Origin of the sequence: Rhodococcus sp. KRD175, assembly GCF_017168275.1 — a bacterium.
Taxonomy (GTDB): domain Bacteria; phylum Actinomycetota; class Actinomycetes; order Mycobacteriales; family Mycobacteriaceae; genus Rhodococcoides; species Rhodococcoides fascians.
Genome location: NZ_JABFAQ010000015.1, coordinates 14,204 through 32,607, shown reverse-complemented (window position 1 = coordinate 32,607; position 18,404 = coordinate 14,204). Strand labels below are relative to the sequence as shown.

General features: G+C 65.3%; 15 protein-coding genes. 4 read left to right on the top strand and 11 right to left on the bottom strand.

All coding sequences use genetic code 11. The features are described from left to right. Positions 1-1,353: cutinase family protein (locus tag J1M81_RS20410; protein WP_241258316.1), on the bottom strand; the 1,353-nt coding region annotated here is incomplete at its 3' end. Positions 1,354-1,729: 376 nt separating this feature from the next. Between J1M81_RS20410 and J1M81_RS20405 the strand changes: the two genes are divergently transcribed. Beyond that, the gene (locus tag J1M81_RS20405) at positions 1,730-2,395 is read left to right on the top strand and encodes an FABP family protein (RefSeq protein WP_027495859.1); all 666 of its coding nucleotides are present in this window, start codon (positions 1,730-1,732) and stop codon (positions 2,393-2,395) included. 193 nt (positions 2,396-2,588) lie between these two features. Here the strand turns inward: J1M81_RS20405 and J1M81_RS20400 are convergent, their stop codons facing one another. The 5 genes from J1M81_RS20400 to J1M81_RS20380 all read right to left on the bottom strand — a co-directional run bounded on the left by J1M81_RS20400 (position 2,589) and on the right by J1M81_RS20380 (position 9,439). Further along, positions 2,589-4,220, bottom strand: coding sequence for an ATP-binding cassette domain-containing protein (locus J1M81_RS20400; RefSeq protein WP_206498726.1), 1,632 nt, complete (start codon positions 4,218-4,220; stop codon positions 2,589-2,591). Then, positions 4,213-5,913 carry a thiol reductant ABC exporter subunit CydD gene (gene cydD / locus J1M81_RS20395; protein ID WP_206498725.1) on the bottom strand — a complete coding sequence of 567 codons (1,701 nt, stop codon included), beginning with the start codon at positions 5,911-5,913 and terminating at the stop codon, positions 4,213-4,215. Before cydD ends, J1M81_RS20400 begins: the two co-directional genes overlap by 8 nt. Next, complete coding sequence (gene cydB / locus J1M81_RS20390) at positions 5,910-6,947, bottom strand: cytochrome d ubiquinol oxidase subunit II (RefSeq protein WP_206498724.1); 1,038 nt, start codon at positions 6,945-6,947, stop codon at positions 5,910-5,912. Before cydB ends, cydD begins: the two co-directional genes overlap by 4 nt. 9 nt (positions 6,948-6,956) lie before the next feature. Then, complete coding sequence (locus J1M81_RS20385; protein ID WP_032371576.1) at positions 6,957-8,441, bottom strand: cytochrome ubiquinol oxidase subunit I; 1,485 nt, start codon at positions 8,439-8,441, stop codon at positions 6,957-6,959. A gap of 131 nt (positions 8,442-8,572) precedes the next feature. Beyond that, a complete protein-coding gene (locus J1M81_RS20380) occupies positions 8,573-9,439 on the bottom strand; it encodes an aminodeoxychorismate lyase (protein ID WP_027495854.1) in 867 nt (288 codons plus the stop codon). 45 nt (positions 9,440-9,484) lie between these two features. Between J1M81_RS20380 and J1M81_RS20375 the strand changes: the two genes are divergently transcribed. The 3 genes from J1M81_RS20375 (at position 9,485) to J1M81_RS20365 (ending at position 11,687) form a co-directional block, all read left to right on the top strand. After that, positions 9,485-10,606 carry a folate-binding protein YgfZ gene (locus J1M81_RS20375; RefSeq protein WP_206498723.1) on the top strand — a complete coding sequence of 374 codons (1,122 nt, stop codon included), beginning with the start codon at positions 9,485-9,487 and terminating at the stop codon, positions 10,604-10,606. Then, on the top strand, positions 10,603-11,241 hold the full coding sequence (locus tag J1M81_RS20370) for an MOSC domain-containing protein (protein ID WP_206498722.1): 639 nt from the start codon (positions 10,603-10,605) through the stop codon (positions 11,239-11,241). Before J1M81_RS20375 ends, J1M81_RS20370 begins: the two co-directional genes overlap by 4 nt. Before the next feature lie 248 nt (positions 11,242-11,489). Next, entirely contained in the window at positions 11,490-11,687 is a 198-nt protein-coding gene (locus tag J1M81_RS20365; RefSeq protein ID WP_072692062.1) for a DUF3073 domain-containing protein, read from the top strand. 74 nt (positions 11,688-11,761) lie between these two features. Here J1M81_RS20365 and purM read toward each other — a convergent pair whose 3' ends face one another. From purM to J1M81_RS20340, 5 genes are all read right to left on the bottom strand, one after another. Continuing rightward, positions 11,762-12,862, bottom strand: a complete 1,101-nt coding sequence (gene purM, locus J1M81_RS20360; protein WP_027495851.1) for a phosphoribosylformylglycinamidine cyclo-ligase — start codon at positions 12,860-12,862, stop codon at positions 11,762-11,764. A gap of 111 nt (positions 12,863-12,973) precedes the next feature. Then, on the bottom strand, positions 12,974-14,611 hold the full coding sequence (locus tag J1M81_RS26710) for an ABC transporter ATP-binding protein (protein WP_206498721.1): 1,638 nt from the start codon (positions 14,609-14,611) through the stop codon (positions 12,974-12,976). After that, a complete protein-coding gene (locus J1M81_RS20350; RefSeq protein WP_032367489.1) occupies positions 14,608-15,576 on the bottom strand; it encodes an ABC transporter permease in 969 nt (322 codons plus the stop codon). The genes J1M81_RS26710 and J1M81_RS20350 overlap by 4 nt, the downstream gene beginning before the upstream one ends. Next, positions 15,576-16,571 carry an ABC transporter permease gene (locus J1M81_RS20345; protein WP_032367512.1) on the bottom strand — a complete coding sequence of 332 codons (996 nt, stop codon included), beginning with the start codon at positions 16,569-16,571 and terminating at the stop codon, positions 15,576-15,578. Before J1M81_RS20345 ends, J1M81_RS20350 begins: the two co-directional genes overlap by 1 nt. Positions 16,572-16,667: 96 nt before the next feature. Then, entirely contained in the window at positions 16,668-18,308 is a 1,641-nt protein-coding gene (locus tag J1M81_RS20340) for an ABC transporter substrate-binding protein (RefSeq protein ID WP_027495847.1), read from the bottom strand. Positions 18,309-18,404 lie beyond the last annotated feature (96 nt).

The window sequence follows — 18,404 nt, the reverse complement described above, 5'->3', positions numbered from 1 at the left end:
GGTCTGGGGTGCCTGGGTCTCGGGGGTGGCCGGGTCGACCGCGGGAGGCGCGTTCTTCTTCTCGCGTTCGGTTCGGGCGAGATCGGTCACCCACGCGACCATCTTTTCGCTTTCCCACTCGACCCCGTCGTTGGGGTCGTTATACCAGTAGGACAGGTGCTGCAGAAAGCCGATCGCCAAGTAGGGGCCGAGCACGACGTCGACGATGCCCTTGTTGTTCTCCACCAGGCCCTCGCCCTCGGCGCGCAACTTCGCCTTCACCGTTTCGGCACCCGGACCGAGGGCCCAGTTGAGATCGGCAAGTAGTTGATCGGGCGACAGCGCTGCTGCAGCCTTTGCGTCGTCCACATGATACTGCCGGTCGGAGACTTTGACGAGAACCTGCAGGAGCGTCTCGTCCGACTCGAGCCACGACTTGTTCGTGGCGATATCGATGATCGCGCGGGTGGCAATGGAGGCAACCGTCCGACCGAAGTCGGAGACGGTCTGCACCGGGTTGAGCAGCGTCAACCGCATTTGACCGAGTACACCGAGCGCCAGCTGCAGCAGTTCGATCTTGTCCGGCGAGTCGCAGGCGAGATCGTAGGGACGACACGACCAGGTGACCTTGTCCGTCATCGACCCGTAGTCCCGCGGCGACTGATCCATGAAGCCGCCGAGGGACTGGCCCACCTCGTCACCGAAATTAGGCACGCCGGCCGGGCGGTAGGGCGACCCCACCATGACGACACCGACGACGTCGTCGGACGTGACGAGAGCATTGGGATCACGGTGGCCGAGTTCCATCGTCACGCGATCGAGAATTTCGCCGCCGACGCTGTATCCGAGCAGCGCGAACTTGGTCTTCTCACCGCACTTGGTCTTGTACTCGTCCATCAACCGATTGGTCGACGCGATGCCGTCGGCGATCGACTCCTGGTAGGTCGGCACGTTGTCGAGTACGTCGAAGCCGTAGGTGGAGGAATACGGGACGTAGAGCCAGCCGACGGTGCCGGGGCTGTCCGCGTTCGCCTCACCGACCGGAACGGTGACGTTGCCGACCCAGTTCGACGCGATCGTCTGCGCTTCTTCGTTGAGCGGATTGCGATCGGAGTCCGAGTCGGTGGCTCCGGACACCGCCAACAGCAGTACGTCCGGGCAGTCCTGCGCGTAGTTGTTCGGATCGATATTCGGGCCCTGAGACGAACCGAAGTCGGCCGAACCCGACTCTGCCGAACCCGAATCGGACGATCCCGAGTCGGGCGCGGCCAGCGCAGCAGCGGGAGCTGCAAGGGCCAACGCCACTGTGACAACCGCCGATCGAACCAATACGGAACCGAACGACGATGTCAGAACACGCTTACGACGCAGCATTTCTGCAGAGACCTCCCCAGCCTTACAAGACAACAGCCTTGACGACACACATAGTGAATTCGTCGGCGCTCTCGAAATTGAGAGCCCGACGCCCCCGGGAAGAAGGTACCTGCTCGCGTCGGTTTCGCCATCACTACGAGTGATCCAGGGCACTGTGGGCCGCAAAAATGATGGTGTGTCACCAATGCCACAGCGCGGAAACGGACCGTTGTCATCGACCGGTCTCGCCGCGGGTTAAACTCGGTTCCGTGGTCATCTTCTTCGAGGTATTGCTGGCGCTTGCGGCAGTAGCCATCATCGCGTTCTCGCTCTATGTCGTCTACCGACTGGTCAACGACGAGTCGTGACGGAACCGGGCGCGGGCAACCCCGACAGCATCGACGACGGACTGGGCACCCCTATCACCAGCGGTGACCAAGCCATTTCGGCTGCCGAGCAGAAGTTCGCCGAGGCGTCGGCGCGCAACATCCCGGTGCTGCCCGACATCCCTCACCCGGACGACACCGCAAACCTGCGGCTCGGCCCCGATCTGCACCCGTCGATGCTGGCGCTGCTGCCACTCGTCGGCGTGTGGCGCGGTCAGGGCGAGGGGCACGACCCCGAAACGGACACCGACTATCCCTTCGGTCAGCAGATCGTCGTTTCCCATGACGGCGGCAGCTACCTCAGCTGGGAATCGCGCTCCTGGAGACTCGATTCCGACGGTAATTACGCGCACCCCGACCTTCGGGAGACCGGGTTCTGGCGCATCAGCGGCGGCGACGGAGTCAAGGGGTCCAAGGACGAAGAAGTCGTCGAGCTGCTGCTGACGCACAGCACCGGCGTCGTCGAACTGTATTACGGTCATGCCCTGACCCAGTCGTCCTGGGAACTTGCCACCGACGTCGTCATCCGCAGCACCTCGGGTGCACTGGTGGGCGGAGCTCGCCGCCTGTACGGAATCGTCGAGGGCGGGGATCTGGCGTACGTCGAGGAACGTGTCGTCGCCGACGGCCCGCTCGCACCGCGTCTGTCGGCCCGCCTCACCCGCTACATCGGCTGACGCAGAATCTTTTTCGGATCTCGGGGGCCGTTCGCATGCGAACGGCCCCCGAGCCATACCTGTTGTCAGGTCCCGACCGGACAGGTCGGGGGCTCGGGGGCCGGGTAGCTGCCTGGGATTCGCCTGCCGCTCGCGCGGTCTTCGCAGTGAATCCGTCAGCGATTGCGGCTAGCTGACAGCCACCTCACGCGTCCTAGAGTTCATCAACTTCAGACCACCTCCTCTCTCGTGTACTCCCAACGTACGCCCGCGATCGGGAGTCGGCAAAGGGTTTTTTCGCAGTCCTGTCTCCGAGGTCGATCACCTGGTCGGCGTCGGTGTTCTCGGGCAATTGGTGAGTGACGACGACCACCGTTCGCTCGGCACCGAACAGCCCGTCGTCGGTGGTGAGCAGCTTGCGCAGAATCCGTTCGCCGGAGATTCTGTCGAGATGTTCGGTCGGCTCGTCCAACAGCACGACGGGCGCGGTGCTCAGCAGTGCGCGTGCGAGAAGGAGTCGACGACGCTCGCCACCCGAGACCGCCTGCGCCCCACCGATCAGTGTCGTGTGAACGCCCTGGGGCAACGCGTCGAGCCACGGTCCGAGACCCACTCGTCGCAATGCCTGCGTTGCCTGGTCTTCGTCCACGTCGCCCCGCACCACTCGCAGGTTCTCCAGAATCGAGGTGTCGAACAGGTGCGCGTCTTCGGCGAACAGCGCTGCATCCGAGCCGAATTCGACGGCGAGTGCCCGAAGCATCGTCGTCTTTCCCGATCCGCTGGGCCCGATGATTGCGCTCCGCGCATGTGCGCGAAAGTTCGTAGCAGGGGTCGGGCAGGAGTGGAGCCCGCGGAACGACCCGTTCAGGCTGCCACTCACATGGGGAGCCGCATCGAGCATGGTCATGATTCGGGTGGCCGCGATTCGGCCGCGCATCAGTGCGATTGCCGCTGCGGGCAGCGCTGCGGTCGCCTCGAATGCGGCCAGTGGAACCAACACGATGATCGCGAGCGCCATCGGCGTCATGCCGCCCGCGGTGCCTCCGTCCGGGCCGTACAGCCCGATGCCGATCAGCAACGACCCGATCACCGACGCTCCGATCGCCAGTGGCTGTGCGGCATCGGCGAGTGCCGACGGACGCGCCGCGCGATCTCGCGCTTTCACCGAGTCGTGTGCTGCGCCCTCGGCTTCGGCGAGTGTCGCGTCCAGACGACGGGCGACTCGCAGTTCCGCCGCATGGTCGAGTGCGCGGACGGCTGTCTCGGCGAAGCGCACGTCGGCTTCGACACCGGCTTCCTCGGCGATCCTCGCCGACCGGGCCGCGAGTATCGGTGCACCCACGCCGGCGATCAGCAATGCCACCGCCAGAATCGATGCGGCGGCAGGTGCGATTCCCGCGAGCAGGCCCACGGCCGCGAGCATCATCAGCACGCTCACACAGATGGGAACGACGGCCCGGATGACGACGTCACCGAGAACGTCCACGTCCGCACCGGTGCGCGCCAGAACGTCACCCCGTCGCAGTGCGACCGCGCCGTTCCCGTTCGCCAATCTCTCGTAGATTCTCGTGCGGGCCGCCGTCGTTCCGCGCAGCGCCACATCATGGGTGGTCAAGCGTTCGAGATACCGAAACACCCCGCGCGAGATACCCAGCGCCCGAACGGCTACGACGGCAACCGACAGGTCCAGCACCGGTGGCATCTGCCACGCCCGGGTGATCAACCACGCCGACAGTGCCGCCAGGGCGAGCGCACTGCCCAGCGTCGCCACTCCGGCCAACACGGCCAGTACGACTCTGCGCGGAGACAGCTCGAGCAGCGCCAGCGCTCGTCGCAGATCAGACATGCTCGAACTCCCGCTTCGTGGTCGAGTCGCTGCGGACCTCGACGATGCGGTCGGCGGCATGCAGCACCGAACGCCGATGACCGACCATCACCACGGTGACGCCGCGGTCGGCGGCATCTCGAACCGCCTGCAGCACAGTCGCTTCACTCACCGGATCCAGGTGTGCCGTCGGCTCGTCCAACAGCATCACCGGAGCATCGGACACGAAGGTACGTGTCAGTGCGAGGCGCTGTAGCTCGCCGAGCGAAAGCCCCACCCCACTCTGCCCGACGCGGGTGTCCCAGCCCTCGGGGTGTTCTCGAAGCACCTCGTCGAATCCGGCTGCGCGGCAGGCGAGTTCCAGTGCAGCCGAGTCGGGGATTCCGTGCAGGGTCACGTTGTCGTAGAGCGTGCCCGGCACCAACACCGGCCGCTGCGGGAGCCAGGCCACCTGCGCCCACCACTGTTCGAGATCGAGTTCGGCGATCGGCACTCCCCCGACGCTCACCGCGCCGGTCGACGGCGGAGTCAACCCCAGGATCGCGTGCAGCGCAGTCGTTTTACCTGCGCCGTTCGGTCCGGTCAGGACCGTGACGGTGCCCGCCCGGCACAGCGCACTCAGCTCCGCTGGTGCCGCTCCGTCCCGACTCGCAACGCCGAGCCCGTCCAGCTCGATGTCGACGGCTGTCGTGTCGACGGTGCGGCCACCGGTCGGCCGCGCTGTTCGCCGGTCCAACACCCGGAATGCACGATCGGCTGCCTCGACGCCGTCCTCGGCCGCATGAAACTGGGTGCCGACCGCGCGCAGTGGAAAGTACACCTCGGGCGCGAGGACGAGCGCGATGATGCCGGCTTCGAGTGTCATCTCGCCGAACACCAGCCGCAGCCCGATGCCGACGGCAACCAGCGCTACACACAGCGTCGCGAGCAACTCGAGCACCATCGACGACAGGAACGCAATCTTCAGTGCGCGCATGGTCGTTCGACGATGGGCGTCGCCCAATGCACGAACACGAGCGGCCGGTCCGTGCTCGCGCCCGAGCGCGCGCAGAGTCGGCAAGCCTGCCAACAGATCGAGCAGTTGCGCAGACAACCTGGTCATCGTGGTGAGCGTGGCGGCCGCCCGGCCCTTGGTCAGCAAGCCGATCAGGATCATGAAGACGGGGATGAGCGGCAGGGTCACGGCGATGATGGCGGCCGACGTCAGATCCTGTGTGAGGATGACGATCAGGACCAACGGGGTGACGATGACGGCCAGCACCAGCGCCGGCAAATAGCCGGTCAGGTACGCCCGTAGTCCGCCGATGGCGCGGGTCACGACGACGGCCAGTTCCTCGCGCTCGGCGTCCAGCTCGCGAGGCTCGAATCGCGTTGCCGTCGTGAGTACTTCGATCTCCAGCTCGGCGACGACCCGCGACGCCGACCGGTGTGCGTAACGAGACTGAGCTCCGGTCGCGAGCACCCGAACCACTGTTGCACCGGCCAGGACGACCAGTTCCGTCGTCCATGCGGACAACGATCTGGCCGACGGGTCGGTGATGACGCCGGCCAGCACGCGTCCGATTGCCAGTGCACTCACGATGATGCACAGGGTGACCACGGTCGACAGCGCGACCGTGACGAGCACGTAGCCGCGGGCGGAGCGCGAGTACTTCCACAGTCGCGGATCGACCGGGCCCTTCGGCCGTGTCCGCGAAGTGGTGGGTGCGGTCACGACTTCACCGACAGCCCGATCGAGTCGGGGATCTGGGCGCTCGAAATACGTTGCCGGAAGACCCAATACGTCCACGCCTGGTAGCCGAGGACGACGGGTGCAGCGAAGGCCGCAGCCCACGTCATCACCGTCAACGTGTAGGGGCTGGACGACGCGTTGGCGATGGTGAGATCGAAGGCGGCGTCGGTGCTGGACGGCATCACGTTGGGGAACAGGGACGCGAACAGCAGCACGACGACGGCGACGATGGCAATGCAGGTGAAGACGAAGGCCCAGCCTTCACGTACTTTCCCCGTCAGCGCGACGACGAGCAGCAGGGCGACTGCTGCCACCGCGACGAGTACCCACGTCCAGGTTTTCCCGTACGCGAGTTGTGTCCACAGCGCGAAGGCTCCACCGACGAGCACTGCCGGAACCGACAGCCACGCTGCCATTTTCACCGAGTCCTCGTGGACGTCGCCGGAGGTCTTGAGCGCGATGAACACGGCACCGTGCAGTGCGAACACCACGGCCATCGTTACTCCGCCGAGCAGTGCGTACGGGTTGAGGAGATCGAAGAACCCTGCGGTGACCTTCTTGTTCTCGTCGATCGCGACTCCGCGGACGATGTTGGCGAACGCGACGCCCCACAGCACCGCCGGAACCCACGAGCCGATGCCGATGCCGATGTCGCAGCGACGACGCCACACCGGGTCGTCGATCTTGCCGCGCCATTCGATGGCGCAGATGCGCAGGATGAGCGCCACCAGGATCAACAGCAACGGCAGGTAGAAGCCCGAGAACAACGTGGCGTACCACTCGGGAAACGCCGCGAACAGGGCACCGCCTGCAGTGATGAGCCAGACTTCGTTGCCGTCCCAGACCGGGCCGATGGTGTTGAGAACTGCGCGACGACGCTTCTCCCCCGTCACGGGGTCGGGGTGCCTACCCAGAATGGGAATGAGCATGCCGACGCCGAAGTCGAAGCCTTCGAGCACGAAGTAGCCGACGAAGAAGAAAGCGATGATGAGAAACCAGAATTCGGGCAATGACATTGCTATCCCCTAGTACGCGAACGAGAGCTGCTTGGGCTCATCGTCTTCCGATTCCGGTGGGTCGACGTGCGGGTGCGCGTCGTGGTCGAGAGGTCCTTCGATGACGTAGCGCCGAAGCAGGTAGAACCAGACACCTCCGAGAGCGGCGTACAGCAGTGTGAACGTCACCAGCGAGGCGACGACGAGGCCGACGGGATGGTCGGAGACGCCCTGGTCGACGGTGAGCCGGATCTGATCGACTCCCGAGAGGTTGGGCGCGACAACCCATGGCTGACGCCCCATTTCGGTGAAGATCCAGCCGGCACTGTTGGCCAGGAACGGCGTCGGAATGGCCAGCAGCGACAGCCACGAGAACCATTTCTGGTCGGGAATCCGGCCACCTCGGGTAACCCACAGTCCTGCGACAGCGAGCAACGCAGAGCCTGCGGCCAGGCCGATCATCATCCGGAACGCCCAGTAGGTGACGAACAGGTTGGGCTTGTAGTTGCCCGGTCCGAACTGCTGCTCGTACTGATCCTGTAGTTGGTTGACGCCCTGCACGGTGGCACCGAAGTCGTTCTCCGCCAGGAACGAGGTGAGGCCGGGGATCGCGATGAGGTGCACCACGGATTCGCAGTTGTTGTGGGTACCCACGGTCAGGAGCGAGAAGCTGGCTCCGGTTTCGGTGTCGCACAACGATTCTGCGGAGGCCATCTTCATCGGCTGCTGCTCGAACATGAGCTTGCCCTGAATGTCTCCGGTGATGGCGAGCGCCCCACCCGCAACGATCATGACGATGAAGGACATGCGCGCTGCCGATCGGAACATCTGGCGCGAGTCGGTGGCTGGGACCGCAGCTATCTCGTTCTCGGCCTTTTTCTTTCGAGCCTCGCGGACCATCCACCATCCGGAGATGCCTGCGACGAAGGTTGCGGCGGTGAGGAATGCACCTGCTACGGCGTGCGGGAAGGCCGCCAGCGCAGTGTTGTTGGTGAGCAGCGCCCAGATGTCGGTCAGCTCGGCGCGGCCGGTTTCTTCGTTGTAGATCGCGCCGACGGGATGCTGCATCCAGGAGTTGGCTGCGATGATGAAGAAGGCCGAGGCGTTGACGCCGATGGCGACGAGCCAAATGGTCGCCAGGTGAACGAGTTTGGGTAGTCTGCTCCATCCGAAGATCCACAGACCGAGGAACGTGGACTCGAGGAAGAACGCGACCAGCCCTTCGAGTGCGAGGGGTGCACCGAACACGTCACCGACGAATCGTGAGTATTCGCTCCAGTTCATTCCGAACTGGAACTCCTGCACGATTCCCGTTGCGACGCCGAGTGCGAAGTTGATGAGGAACAGCTTGCCGAAGAACTTGGTCAGTCGATACCAGGAATCCTTGCCGGTGATCACCCACATGGTCTGCATGGCCGCCACCATCGGCGCGAGGCCGATGGTGAGGGGTACGAGAATGAAGTGATAAACGGTGGTGATACCGAACTGCCACCGCGAGACATCCAACGCGTCCATCGATACTCCGAACTCTTCCGCCCGAGCTGTGACGGGCAACACCGCAGGTCAGGGCATTGGCCCGCGACTGATTCGAATGTACTACTACGAGTAGTAGTAGGGAAGAGTCTTTCGACAGGGCCATTGGACCCTCAGAGCATCCGGACGGTCTCCACCGCGAGATCGACCATCTCGGGCACCTCGTCCGCGCGGCTGGGCCGCCCCAGAACGACGCCGTTCATCGATGTCACCCGCGCAGCCAGCGTGACGCTCGAAACGAGCCAAACACCGTCCGCTGCAATGAGATCCGCTGGATACAGATGTCCGTGCTCGCACGTCCAGCCGGCCGCCTCGGCCACCGAGAACAGGGCGGCAACTGTGGTGCCCGCCAGGATGCCCTGCTCGACCGACGGTGTGACGAGAGTCTTACCGCGCGCCACCACCACCGTCGACCGGGGTCCCTCGAGCACTCTGCCCTCGCTGCTGAGGTAGATCACGTCGTCCACGCCCTGGCGGGCAGCGTGGCGCAGCGCGGCCATGTTGGTCGCGTACGACAACGTCTTCGCGCCTGCCAGCTGCCACGGCGCACCGGCGGAGAAGTCGACCGAGTAGCCCCGATCGAGCGTCATCACCGACACCCCGTTCTCCCGGGCGTTTCGCACTCGACCCGGCAGTGGCCCCAGCGTCACGAACGCCGTCGGATCGCCGCCGCCCTCACGACCACGGCTCAGCACCAACCGCAGAACGCCCTCGTCCGTGGACTTCTCCGTCCACAGGCCGACCGACTGCTCGATCACTGCGCGCCAGGCATCCGGATCGGGGACGGGAAGATCCAGGGCCGCCGCCGACACGGCCAGACGCGCCAGGTGCAGCTCGACGCCGCAGGCCGAGCCGTCACGCACCAGCAGCGTCTCGAACGCGCCGTCACCACGCACGGCAGCCAGATCGTCGGCGAACAGCAACGGCCGATCCGCGTCGTGCACTCGGCCGTCCAACGTCACCACTACCGACTCCGACATGCCGCCACCCTAAAGGCTGTGGCCGGGTGCTCCTACTATGGAGTGGTGTCCGATCCTGTGACGATCACCCCGAGTCCTCTTCTCACTCTCCCCGGCGCAGTGCCCTCTCCCGACGACAGCGTCGATGCCGGCGTCGCCTGGCACTACGGCAATCCGTTCGGCGAACAACGCAGTGCCGTCAGCGCAGCCGCCGTCATCGATCGATCCCACCGATTCGTGCTTGCCATCAGCGGCGACGAGCGGTCGAGCTGGCTGAACACGATCTCGAGCCAACTCGTGTCGGATCTGCCCGACGGCAGCTCGGCCGAAAACCTGAGCCTGGACGTCAACGGCCGCATCGAGCATCATTTCGTTCAGACCGATCTGGGCGGGGTCACCTACATCGACACCGAACGTGCACAGGGACCGGATCTGCTGTCGTTCCTGAAGAAGATGGTCTTCTGGGCCAAGGCCGAACCCAGAGAGGCCGACGAACTCGTCGTTCTCTCCGTCCTCGGATCCGACGCGGCGTCGATCCTCGACAAGGCAGGCCTCCCCGTTCCGAGCGAGATCTACGGCGCGTCGGCAGTGGACGGCGGCGGCTTCGTCCGGCGGATGCCCTGGCCGGGCCCGAACTCGTACGACGTCGTCGTCCCCCGAGCAGGCCTGAGCGACTGGTTCCTTCGCCTCCGCGACGCCGGTGCTGCCCCGGCCGGAACGTGGGCGTACGAGGCGTTGCGGGTGGAATCGGTGCGACCGCGGGTGGGCGTGGACACCGACGAGAAGACCATTCCGCACGAGGTCCGATGGATCGGCAGTGCAGCCGAGTTCGGCGCGGTTCACCTGGAGAAGGGGTGCTATCGCGGTCAGGAGACCGTCTCGCGGGTGCACAACCTCGGTCGACCGCCGCGTCACCTGGTACTCCTGCATCTCGACGGTTCCGCCGACGGACGGCCCGTGACCGGCGATCCCGTCACCGCCGGTAGCCGCGCGGTGGGGCGTCTGGGGACCGTTGTCGACCACTTCGAGCTCGGGCCCGTTGCCCTCGCGCTGGTCAAGAGAACGATTCCGGTGGACGCCGCCCTGGAGGCGGGTCCGTGTGCGGCGTCGATCGACCCCGACTCCATCCCCTCGTACGACGACGTGCAGGCCGGCCGCGCGGCCGTCGATCGCCTACGCGGCCGGTGACCGGGTCCGTCTCGGCGGTCTGCGTGGTGCATGCCGACGTCCCGTTCGGGCGGCGCGGCGTCGTCGACAGTGGCATCGACAAGCGGCCCGTGCACGGCCCGGTGGATGTGCACGAGCTCGGCATCGGCGGGGACCACTGTCGCGACACCAAGTTCCACGGTGGTCTCGATCAAGCCGTGTACGCCTACGACGAGGCAGAAGCCCGGTACTGGGCCGATCAGCTGGGTGCGCCCGTCGAGCCAGGACGGTTCGGCGAGAATCTGCGGACCAGCGGCGTCCCGGTGACCGACGCGGTGATCGGGACGCGGTGGCGCATCGGCACGGTGACGCTGGAGGCAACCATCGCACGCAAGCCCTGCGGCACGTTCGCGCGGTGGATGGGCGAGCCGGGGTGGGTTCGCCGATTCACGGCCCAGGGAGATGTGGGCGCTTACTTCCGAGTGCTCGAGCCCGGGGTCTTCGCCGCCGGTGATTCGGTGACGGTCGAATCGGTTCCTCGGCACGCGGTGACGGTGCGGATGCTCTTCGAGGGGCGGGACGCCGCGGCGATGCAGACTCTTCTGGACGAGCCCGGATTGGCACCGAAGGTGTACCGCGACGCGGCGGCGGCGCTGAAATCGTCGCGGAGGCCATGACGCGCAGCACTACTGTTTTCGTGTCGTAGCGCGAAGATAGTTCGCCTGAGCACGGATATGCGCAGGTACAGGCAGCGCGGACCCCTGCCCCGGGCGTGTCGCGCCGCGGGGCCCGGCATCGACACGTGGTGCCGTATGCGCATCGCGGCGATTCGCGCGCTAGAGTGTGTGCCAGGAAGAAATACCAACTCTAACGGGGCCGCCAAATTTCCCCAGGCCGCCCCGCAAGTCCGCGAGGGGGCACCGCCATGGGCCGAGGCAGGGCTAAGGCAAAGCAGACAAAGGTCGCTCGTGAGCTCAAGTACAGCTCGCCGACAACGGACTTGGAGAGTCTGCAAAGAGAGCTCTCCGGTGGTTCGTCCAACTCCCATCGTGGCGGCATCCACTCTGACTCGGATGTGCATTCCCGAGTCGAGGAAGACGAGTACGAGGACTGGCGACGCTAGAAACTGTGCATTGAACGACTGAGGGGGAGCCGCACCGCGGCTCCCCCTCACTTGTTCGTCGTGTGACCGGCCGGTCAGAACCTCGGGTGATTACCCAGCAGCAGCGCGCGCTCGTCGGCGACGTCCTTGCCCGCAGCCTTCTTGACCGTGCCGAGAGTCCAGCAGTCGATGTGCCGTGCAGTCAGTACTGCCAGAGCACGATCGACGTCCTCGGGGGCGACGATCGCGACCATGCCGACACCCATGTTGAACGTCTGCTCCATCTCGGCCCGCTCGACGCGTCCGCGCTGCGCGATGAGGGAGAAGATCGGGGCCGGGCTCCACGTGGTCCGATCGAGTTCGGCCACGAGACCCTCGGGCATGACGCGCGAGAGGTTGTTGGCGAGTCCGCCGCCCGTCACGTGGCAGAACGTACGCACGTCGGTCTCGGCCGCGAGTGCGAGGCAGTCCTTGGCGTAGATCTTCGTCGGCTCGAGCAGTTCTTCGCCGAGTGTGCGGCCGAACTCCTCGACGTGTCCGCCGAGATCCATGTGGTTGATCTCGAGCAGCACCTTGCGAGCGAGCGAGTAGCCGTTGGAATGCAGACCGGACGATCCCATGCCGATGACGACGTCGCCGGGACGAACGCGCTCGGGTCCGAGGATCGAGTCCGCCTCCACGACGCCGATGCCGGTGGCAGAAAGGTCGTAGTCACCGTCGGCCATCAGCCCCGGGTGTTCGGCCGTCTCGCCGCCGAGCAACGCACAACCGGCGATGATGCAGCCCTCGGCGATGCCCTTGACCAGTTCCGCGACCTGCTCGGGAACGACACGGCCGACGGCGATGTAGTCCTGCAGGAACAGCGGCTCGGCTCCGCACACGACCAGATCGTCGACGACCATGGCCACGAGGTCGAGACCCAGGGTGTCGTGCTTGCCGAGGGCCTGGGCGACGGCCACCTTGGTGCCGACTCCGTCGGTCGAGGCAGCCAGGACCGGCTCGCGGTAGTCGCCCTTGAGCGCGAACAGACCGGCGAAACCACCGAGACCGCCCATGACCTCGGGCCTGCTGGCCTTCTTGGCGAGTGGCGCGAACAGTTGCACTGCTCGGTCTCCTGCGGCGATATCGACCCCGGCCGCCGCGTAGGAGGCACCGCCCGAGTGAGTTGCGCTCGTGGGTTGGGATTCCTCGGTCATTCGGCTCCAGCCTGTGTACTCGTTCATGTCAGCGCCCCCAAGCACGCGAACCGTGCGTAGCGGCGCAGATAGCGCCCTAACGGTACCGGAGTGCCCGCTGGCGGGAAGAATTTACGTGCGCAGCCGCTTGCCCGGGATGGCGGCCAACAGCTTCTTCGTGTACTCCTCCTCCGGCGAGCGCAGAATCTTCCACGGCGTGCCCTGCTCGACGACCTGGCCGCCCCGCAGCACCACCACCCGATGTGCGACGCGATCGACCACCGCCAGATCGTGGCTGATGAACAGGCAGGCGAAACCGAACTCCCGCTGCAGCGCCTCGAACAGGTCGAGCACGGCCGCCTGGACCGAGACGTCGAGTGCACTGGTCGGCTCGTCCGCGACCACCAGATCCGGTCCCAGCACCAGTGCCCGCGCCAGGCTGACGCGTTGCCGTTGCCCACCGGACAGCTCGTGCGGGTAACGCTTGTCGGTGCCGGACGGTAGTTGCACGGCGTCGAGCAGCTCGGTGGTCCTGGCCGCGATCGCATCCTTGGAGCCGTACTTGTGCACGATCATCGGCTCGGCGATGCACTGTCCGACGGTGAGCCGCGGGTTCAGCGACGCCGACGGGTCCTGGAAGACGAAGCCGAATCGCTTGCGCAAGGGCTTGAGCTTGCGCTCGCTCACGCCGGCGATGTTCTGTCCCATCACCGTCACGCTGCCGCTGGTCGGCTTCTGGAGCGCTGCAACGCACCTGCCGATCGTCGACTTACCCGAGCCCGATTCGCCCACCAGACCGAGGGTTTCGCCGCGGTGGATGGTCAGCGAGACGTCGTCGACCGCTCGGAATGCCGAGGAGCCGACCCCACCGGAGAACTGCACCACCAGCTGCGAGACCTCGAGTACCGGCTCGCCCGACGTGTCGACGGTCTTGTCCGACTCCACTGCAGCAAGGGTCGGCACCGCGGCCAGCAGCTTTTTGGTGTACTCGTCTTCGGGGGCGTCGAACAGCTGTGCCACCGGCGCTTCCTCGACGACTCGGCCGTTCTGCATGACGACGACGCGGTCCGCCAGATCGGACACGACGCCCATGCTGTGGGTGATCAGCACGATGGCGCACCCGAGCCGGTCTTTCAGATCGCGCAGCAGCTCGAGGATCTCGGCCTGCACAGTAACGTCGAGGGCGGTGGTCGGCTCGTCGGCGATGATGACTTTCGCCTCACACGAGATGGCGATCGCGATCATGACGCGTTGCTTCTGGCCACCGGAGAGCTCGTGTGGGTAGTACGAGAAGCGCTGCTCGGGGTTCGGCAACCCCACCATCGTCAACAACTCGATGGCCCGCGCCTTGGCATCCTTACTGCCCATCCGTTTACCGTCTGCGCGGGTGTGCGCGCGCAGCGCCTCGACGATCTGATACCCGATGGTGAACAGCGGATCGAGAGCACTGCCCGGCTCCTGGAACACCATCGAGATCTTGTTGCCCCGCAGCCTCGCCCACGCCTTGTCGTTCAGCGTGGTGACGTCCTGCCCGCCGAGAACCACGTGCCCGTCGACTCGCGCGGTATCGGGCAGCAGCCCGATGGCGGAGCGGACACTGACGGATTTACCCGACCCCGACTCCCCCACGACGGCGAGAACTTCACCGGGATAGACCTCGAACGAGACCTCGGTGACGGCATCGACTTCGCCGGCATCGGTGACGAACGAAACGGACAACGACTGCACCGACAATGCGGACTCGCGTGGAGTCACGACACTCGATGTCATACCTTCACCGCCTTCTTGAACTTCTTGCGAGTGCGCAGCAGCGGATTGAGTGTCTCGCTTGCACTTTCACCGACCATGGTCAGACCGAGGACCACCAGCACGATGCCCAGGCCTGGGAACACCGACGTCCACCAGATGCCGTTGGAGATGTCCGGTAGGGCCTTGTTGATGTCGTATCCCCACTCCGAGGCGGAGGTCGGCTCGATCCCGAACCCGAGGAAACCGAGCCCGGCGAGGGTGAGGATGGCCTCGGCTCCGTTGAGCGTGATGATGACCGGCAGTGTCTGCACCACGTTGGCGAGTATGTGCCGGAACAGAATTCGCGGCGTGCCGGCTCCGGTCACCCGCGCGGCGTCGACGTACGGTTCGGTCTTGACGGCGACCGTCGCGTTGCGGACCACCCGGAAGTACTGGGGCACGAAGATCGCCGTGATGGCGATGGCCGCGGAGGCGATACCGCCGAAACTCGACGACTGACCGCCTGCCACGACGATCGAGATGACCACGGCGAGAAGCAGAGACGGGAATGCGTACATCGCGTCCATGAACAGCACGAGCACCCGGTCGAACCAGCGGCCGATGTAGCCCGAGGCCAGACCGAGCGGAACGCCGATGATCAGGGACAGCACCAGAGACGAGGCGATGACCATCAATGCGGTTCTGGCACCGTAGATTACCCGCGAGAACACGTCCTCACCGCGAACCGAGGTACCGAACCAGTGATCCGCGGACGGCGCGGCTTGGCGGGCGAAATCCGCACCGGCGTCACTGGTCTGCGAGAAACCGTACGGCGCGAGAATCGGCGCGAACAGCGCCGCGATCACGAACCCCACCATCAGCGCCAACCCGACGATGAGCGTGACCCGCTGCAATCCCGAGGTGGACTTCACGAACGCGACGCCGGGGAACCCTCTGCGGTGCGGACGGGTGGGAGGGACGTCGGACAGCACGACTTCGGTGCTCATCAGAACCTCACTCTCGGGTCGATGAGGGCGACGATCGCGTCGGTGACGAAGCTGACGACGGCGACCACCACGGCCAGGAACGTCACGATGCCTTGCACGGCAACGAAATCGCGGGCCTGCAGATAACGGGCGAGTTCGTAGCCCAGTCCTTGCCACTCGAAGGTCGTCTCGGTGAGTACGGCACCGCCGAGGAGGACGGCGATCTGCAGTCCGATGACGGTGACGATGGGAATCATGGCGTTACGGAACGCATGTCGCCTCGTCACCGTGCCCTCGCTCAACCCGCGCGCGCGGGCGGCGTCGACGAACGGCGCCTGCAACGTCTGAATCAGGTTGACTCGCACCAATCGCAGGAACACACCGGCCGTCAGCAGTCCGAGCGCAAGAGCGGGCAGAACCGCGTGCTCGAGCACGTCGACGGTGTAACCGGTGTCGCCGTACAGGAACGAGTCGATGATCAGAATGTTCGTCTTCGGGGAGACGTTCTGCAGTGCCAGTTCGACATTGGTACTGGCCCGCCCGGCGACCGGCAGCCAGCCGAGCTTGACGGCGAACAGCAGCTTGAGCAGCATGCCGACGAAGAATACCGGGGCCGCGTACGCCAGGATCGCGAAGATTCGCAGCGACGCATCACCGAACCGGTCGCGATGGGTGGCGGCGTAGAACCCGAGCGGGATGCCGACCGCGAACGCGACGAGCAGCGCCCAGAACGCCAATTCCAGTGTGGCAGCACCGTTGACGAGCAGGACGTCACTGATCGCGCGATTGTCGGTGGCGGAGCGGCCGAAGTCGCCGCGCAACAACCCGGTCAGGTACTCCCAGTACTGCGTCAGGATCGGCCGGTCGTATCCGGCCTCGGCCTTGCGCTGGGCGATCTGTTCGGCGGGTAGTCGACCGCCGAGGGCGGCGGTGATCGGGTCACCGATCACACGCATGAGAAAGAAGACGACGGTGACGAGAATCCAGGCAGTCGGGATGATCAACAGAAACCTGATCCCGAGATAGCGGGCGAGCGCGCCGTATCGTGACGGCGCGCTCGCCTGCTGCGCTTTCTTCTCCCCTACCGGCGTCTGTGCGGTAGCGGGCACCGGTCAGCTCTTGGCGAGAGTGACGAAGCGGAACTTGAACGAGGCGTCGAGGGTCTCGTCCACACCGCTGATCTCATCGGTGGCGACGGCGATCTGCTTGCCCTCCAACAGCGGAAGGGTCGGCAGGTAGTTGGTCGCGAGCTCGGTCTGAATCTGTCCGATGATCTGCATCCGTGCGTTCTCGTCGGCCGTCGTGCGCTCGAGGTCGAGCAGTGACGTGATCTCCGGGTTCTCGAAATGCGACTGGAGGAAGTTGTCCGGCCCGAAGAACGGCGTCAGGTAGTTGTCTGCATCGGGGTAGTCCGGGAACCAGCCGAGCTGGTAGACCGGGTACGCGTCGGCGACGCGTTCCTTGGTGTAGGTGCTCCACTCGGTGGACTGCAGGTTCACATTGAACAAGCCCGTCGCGTCGAGCTGACTCTTGATCGCGGCGTACTCCTCGCTCGAGCTCGAGCCGTAGTGATCCGGGTTGTACTGCAGGTTGAGCTGGATCGGAGTGGCCACGCCTGCGGCCGAGAGGAACCCGGCAGCCTCGTCTTTGTTGGGGGTCTCACCGTAGACGTCGGAGAAGGCCTTGTTCGAACCCTCCAGACCGGTCGGCACCACGGAGTACAGCGGGGTGTAGGTGCCCTTGTAGACGCCGTCGGAGAGCGCCTGGCGATCGACCGAGGCAGCAATTGCTTTGCGTACGGCCAACTTCTGCTCGGGGGTGTTGCCGGGCATCGTGTTCATGTTGAAGACCATGTAGCGGGACTCGCCGCCGGGGCCCTCGTGCACCGTCAGGCCGTCGACGGCTCCCAGCGATTCGACGTCGGTCGGGGTGAGGGAACGCCATGCCACATCGATGGCCTTGTTCTGCACATCGAGCTTCAGGTTGTCGGAGCTGGTGTAGTACTTCACGTTGACCGACGACGTCTTCGGGGTGCCGAGAATGCCGTTGTAGTCACCGTTGGCCACGAAGCTGACGAGTGAGTTCTTGCCATAGCTGGAGATGGAGTACGGGCCGGCGAACGGCTTGCCCGCAACCACTGCGTCGTCGTCGAGCACCTTGTCGGCCGGGAACACCGTCTGGTCGACGATCGGGCCCGCGGGTGTCGCGAGGATCTGCGGGAACGTCTGATCGTTGGCCGCTTTGAGGGTGAACTCGACGGTCTTCTCGTCCGGTGTCGCGATGCTGTCGAGATTGGTCAGCAGCGACGCCGGACCGTTCGGATCGTTGATCGCGACGATGCGGTCGAACGAGAACTTGACGCTCTCGCTCGTCAGCGGATTGCCGTTGGCGAACTTCAGGTCGTCCTTGAGCGTGCACTTGTAGACGGTCGGCTCCGCGAAATCGCAGCTCTCGGCCGCATCGGGCTCGAGCTCGGAGCTACCGGGAGCGAAGTTCATCAGGAAGGGATACGTCTGGTTCATCACCATGAACGATCCGTTGTCGTACGAGCCGGCCGGGTCGAGCGAGGTGACCTGGTCCGTGGTGCCGACCGTGATGGTCTCACCGCCGCCGTCGCCGGATCCACCGGCGTCGGTGCGTCCCGAGCCGCACGCTGCGGCGGTCAGTGCAAGTACCGACAGTGCGGCCACTGCGGCGGTCTTCTTGCCGTGCTTACGCACAGCCGTTCGTGATGCGGCGCTGTAGCGCTGCATGCGTCCGTCGTCGGGCGACAGGGTCATCTGAGCCTCTATCCAATCGGTGTGTCCTATGTAACTCGGGACAGTACCGATGGACTGTTTCCAATATGT

What these genes read in the sequence shown, in the direction of transcription:
- J1M81_RS20400 (WP_206498726.1), bottom strand. Translation starts at nt 4,220, where the DNA reads ATGTCTGATCTGCGACGAGCGCTGGCGCTGCTCGAGCTGTCTCCGCGC.
- cydB (WP_206498724.1), bottom strand. Translation starts at nt 6,947, where the DNA reads ATGTCATTGCCCGAATTCTGGTTTCTCATCATCGCTTTCTTCTTCGTC.
- J1M81_RS20385 (WP_032371576.1), bottom strand. Translation starts at nt 8,441, where the DNA reads ATGGACGCGTTGGATGTCTCGCGGTGGCAGTTCGGTATCACCACCGTT.
- J1M81_RS20380 (WP_027495854.1), bottom strand. Translation starts at nt 9,439, where the DNA reads ATGTCGGAGTCGGTAGTGGTGACGTTGGACGGCCGAGTGCACGACGCG.
- J1M81_RS20365 (WP_072692062.1), top strand. Translation starts at nt 11,490, where the DNA reads ATGGGCCGAGGCAGGGCTAAGGCAAAGCAGACAAAGGTCGCTCGTGAG.
- purM (WP_027495851.1), bottom strand. Translation starts at nt 12,862, where the DNA reads ATGACCGAGGAATCCCAACCCACGAGCGCAACTCACTCGGGCGGTGCC.
- J1M81_RS26710 (WP_206498721.1), bottom strand. Translation starts at nt 14,611, where the DNA reads ATGACATCGAGTGTCGTGACTCCACGCGAGTCCGCATTGTCGGTGCAG.
- J1M81_RS20350 (WP_032367489.1), bottom strand. Translation starts at nt 15,576, where the DNA reads ATGAGCACCGAAGTCGTGCTGTCCGACGTCCCTCCCACCCGTCCGCAC.
- J1M81_RS20340 (WP_027495847.1), bottom strand. Translation starts at nt 18,308, where the DNA reads ATGCAGCGCTACAGCGCCGCATCACGAACGGCTGTGCGTAAGCACGGC.